Annotated in this window: 5 protein-coding genes; all 5 read left to right on the forward strand. The window is 71.5% G+C overall.

Features of this window, described 5'->3' with window-relative positions; translation table 11 throughout:
• The first annotated feature begins 110 nt into the window (after positions 1–110).
• The 5 genes from mihF (at position 111) to metK (ending at position 3819) form a co-directional block, all read left to right on the forward strand.
• The gene (gene mihF, locus AB0J68_RS28800) at positions 111–428 is read left to right on the forward strand and encodes an integration host factor, actinobacterial type (RefSeq protein ID WP_007458370.1); all 318 of its coding nucleotides are present in this window, start codon (positions 111–113) and stop codon (positions 426–428) included.
• A 25-nt stretch (positions 429–453) separates the two neighbouring features.
• Positions 454–987 (forward strand): guanylate kinase, encoded by a 534-nt coding sequence (locus AB0J68_RS28805; protein ID WP_354862959.1) that lies wholly within the window; start codon positions 454–456, stop codon positions 985–987.
• A 64-nt stretch (positions 988–1051) separates the two neighbouring features.
• Entirely contained in the window at positions 1052–1315 is a 264-nt protein-coding gene (gene rpoZ, locus AB0J68_RS28810) for a DNA-directed RNA polymerase subunit omega (protein ID WP_007075826.1), read from the forward strand.
• Positions 1316–1329: 14 nt separating this feature from the next.
• Complete coding sequence (coaBC, locus tag AB0J68_RS28815; protein ID WP_354862957.1) at positions 1330–2538, forward strand: bifunctional phosphopantothenoylcysteine decarboxylase/phosphopantothenate--cysteine ligase CoaBC; 1209 nt, start codon at positions 1330–1332, stop codon at positions 2536–2538.
• 87 nt (positions 2539–2625) lie between these two features.
• Entirely contained in the window at positions 2626–3819 is a 1194-nt protein-coding gene (gene metK / locus AB0J68_RS28820) for a methionine adenosyltransferase (protein WP_354862956.1), read from the forward strand.
• The last annotated feature ends 46 nt before the right edge of the window (positions 3820–3865 follow it).

The following is a 3865-nucleotide window of genomic DNA, read 5'->3' on the forward strand; positions in this document are numbered from 1 at the left end:
CTAGTTTTCCCCGCGCTGGGAACCACGGACCCCTTGGTTCACAGCGACACCACGTTTCACAGATGCGGCGGTGCGCCCCGCCCGCCGCGATAGGGACCTGAGGAGAACTGGTGCCGCTCCCGTCACTGACCCCCGAACAGCGCGCTGCCGCGCTCGAGAAGGCCGCGGAGATCCGCAAGGCCCGTGCCGAGCTGAAGGAGCAGCTCAAGCAGGGCAAGACCACCCTCGGTGCCGTCCTCGAGCGGGCCGAGAGCGACGACGTCGTGGGCAAGCTCAAGGTTTCGGCCGTCCTGCAGGCGATGCCGGGCATCGGCAAGATCCGGGCTACCCAGATCATGGAGAAGCTCAAGATCGCTGACAGCCGTCGCCTGCGTGGCCTCGGCGAGCAGCAGCGCAAGGCACTGCTTGGAGAGTTCGCCGCCAACTGAACCTGGCAGCGTGTAGAAACAAGCAGTGAGCACGGATGACGAGGCGCGCCCGGCGGCTCGGCTCACTGTCCTGGCTGGACCTTCGGGTTCCGGCAGGGAGAGTGTCGTCGAGCTCGTTCGGGCGCGTTTCCCGTCCGTGTGGATCCCGGTGCCGGCAACGACCAGGCCGCGCCGGGAACCGGAGGTGGACGGAGAGCAACGGGTCTTCCTCGCCCCGGCCGAGTTCGAACGCCGGGTGGCCACCGGAGACCTGCTGGAGTGGTCCCGGATCGGCGCGTACCACCGGGGCACCCTCGACCCGCCGCTGCGCGCCCGGCTCGACGCCGGGCAGCCGGTCCTGCTCCCGCTCGACGTCGCCGGGGCCCGGCTGGTGCGGGCGCGACTGCCCGCCGCGCGGCTGGTGCTGCTGATCCCGCCCGGGCACCGGCCCGACGCCGCCGTGGCCGCCGCCTTCGCGCACACCCTGACGCACGACCACACCGATCGGGTCGCCGACGAGCTGGTAGGCTTACTCGGTTCTTCTTATCCGGATCCGGCCTGGTCGCGTGTACGCGGCTGACGGCCGGCCGCCGTTGAGACTCAGCACCGCGTCCGCGCGGCTCGAAAGACGCAGAGGTTAATTCGTGGGATCCATCGCCAACCCCGAAGGCATCACCAACCCGCCGATCGACGAGCTCCTTGAGAAGACGACGTCGAAGTACGCGCTGGTCATCTTCGCCGCCAAGCGCGCGCGCCAGGTCAACGCCTACTACAGCCAGCTCGGTGAGGGCCTCCTGGAGTACGTCGGTCCGCTCGTCGAGACGACCCCGCAGGAGAAGCCCCTCTCCATCGCCATGCGCGAGATCAACGCGGGCCTGCTCACCGCTGAGCCGACCGACCAGCCGTAAGCCCGCACCCGTCGATGTCCGCCTCGATCGTCCTCGGGGTCGGCGGCGGCATCGCCGCCTACAAGGCGTGTGAGCTGCTGCGACTCTTCACCGAGTCGGGCCATCGGGTCCGGGTCGTGCCGACCGCGTCGGCGCTGAAGTTCGTCGGGGCCCCGACCTGGGCGGCGCTCTCCGGTCAACCGGTCGCCGACGACGTCTGGTCCGACGTGCACGAGGTGCCGCACGTCCGCCTCGGCAAGCAGGCCGACCTCGTGGTGGTCGCGCCGACCACCACCGACCTGCTGGCCAAGGCCGCCCACGGGCTCGCCGACGACCTGCTGACCAACACGCTGCTGACCGCCCGCTGCCCGGTCGTGCTGGCTCCGGCCATGCACACCGAGATGTGGGAGCATCCGGCCACCGTCGCCAACGTCGCCACGCTGCGGGCCCGGGGCGTGCGGGTCATCGAGCCGGCCGTCGGGCGGCTCACCGGCGTCGACACCGGCAAGGGCCGGCTACCCGACCCGGCGGAGATCTTCGCGGTCGCCCGCCAGGTCCTCGCTCGGGGCGTGTCCGCCCCCGCCGACCTGGCCGGCCGCCGGGTGGTGGTCACCGCCGGCGGCACCCGCGAGCCGCTGGACCCGGTCCGTTTCCTCGGCAACCGCTCCTCCGGCAAGCAGGGCTACGCCTTCGCCCGGTCGGCGGTCGCCCGGGGCGCGCGGGTCACGCTGATCGCGGCCAACGTCTCCCTCGCCGACCCCGCCGGGGTCGACCTGGTCCGCGTCGGCACGACCGCCGAGCTGCGCGAGGCGACCCTCAAGGCCGCCGCCGAGGCCGACGCGGTCGTGATGGCGGCGGCTCCGGCCGATTTCCGACCGGCGACGTACGCGCCTGGCAAAATCAAGAAGTCGGACGACGGCGTCGCTCCCACCATCGAGCTCGTCACGAACCCGGACATCGCGGCGGAGCTCGGCCAGCGCAAGCGACCGGAGCAGGTGCTGGTGGTGTTCGCCGCCGAGACCGGCGACGCGGAGGCCAACGGCCGGGCGAAACTCGCCCGGAAGCGGGCCGACCTGATCGTGGTCAACGAGGTCGGCCCGGACCGGGTCTTCGGCGCCGACACCAACACGGTGACGGTCATCGGCGCGGACGGCTCGGTGAGCCGTCTGCCGGAGCAGGCCAAGGAGGCCGTGGCCGACACCGTGTGGGACCTCGTCGTGGCGCGGCTGGCCAACCGCTCCTGACGGGTGGAACAGCGCGCGACCGACCCCGACACCGGCCGCAGCGGTGACTAGACTGCCGCGGAACGACCTCACACGCTTAGGAGTGCCGTGACACGCCGCCTCTTCACGTCCGAATCGGTCACGGAAGGCCACCCGGACAAGATCGCCGACCAGATCAGCGACGGCATCCTCGATGCGCTGCTCGCCGAGGACCCGCACAGCCGGGTCGCGGTCGAGACCATGATCACCACCGGCCAGGTCCACATCGCCGGTGAGGTCACCACGAAGGCGTACGCCGACATCCCCACCATCGTCCGGCGCACCATCCTCGACATCGGCTACGACTCGTCGAAGAAGGGTTTCGACGGCGCGTCCTGCGGGGTCAGCGTCTCGATCGGCGCGCAGTCCGAGGACATCGCGCAGGGCGTGGACAACGCCTTCGAGCTGCGCACCGGTGCCTCGGAGAGCGCGCTGGACGCCCAGGGCGCCGGCGACCAGGGCATGATGTTCGGCTTCGCCTGCTCGGAGACCCCCGAGCTGATGCCGCTGCCCATCGCCCTGGCCCACCGGCTGGCCCGCCGGCTCGCCGCGGTGCGCAAGGACGGGACCATCCCGTACCTGCGCCCGGACGGCAAGACCCAGGTCACCATCGAGTACGAGGGGCTGCGCCCGGTCCGCCTGAACACCGTTGTGGTGTCCAGCCAGCACGCCGCGGACATCTCACTGGAGTCGCTGCTCACCCCCGACGTGCGCGACTCCGTCATCGCGCCCGAGCTGGAGAGCCTCGGTCTGGACACCGACGGCTACCGGCTGCTGGTCAACCCGACCGGCCGGTTCGAGATCGGCGGCCCGATGGGTGACGCCGGCCTGACCGGCCGCAAGATCATCGTCGACACCTACGGCGGGTACGCCCGGCACGGCGGCGGCGCGTTCTCCGGCAAGGACCCGTCCAAGGTGGACCGCTCGGCCGCGTACGCGATGCGCTGGGTGGCCAAGAACGTGGTCGCCGCCGGCCTGGCCGAGCGGTGCGAGGCGCAGGTCGCCTACGCCATCGGCAAGGCGCACCCGGTGAGCCTGTTCATCGAGACGTTCGGCACCGAGACCGTGCCGGTGGCCTCGATCGAGAAGGCCGTCTCCGAGGTGTTCGACCTGCGCCCGGCCGCGATCATCCGGGACCTCAACCTGCTCCGCCCGATCTACCAGCAGACCGCCGCGTACGGCCACTTCGGCCGGGAGTTGCCGGACCTGTCGTGGGAGAGCACCGACCGGGCCGCCGACCTCAAGTCGGCCGCGGGAGCCTGACCGCCACCAGGCGTAGCGACCGGCGACCCGCGGACGGGTCGCCGGT

Origin of the sequence: Micromonospora sp. NPDC049580 (assembly GCF_040675595.1) — a bacterium.
Classification (GTDB): Bacteria; Actinomycetota; Actinomycetes; order Mycobacteriales; family Micromonosporaceae; genus Micromonospora.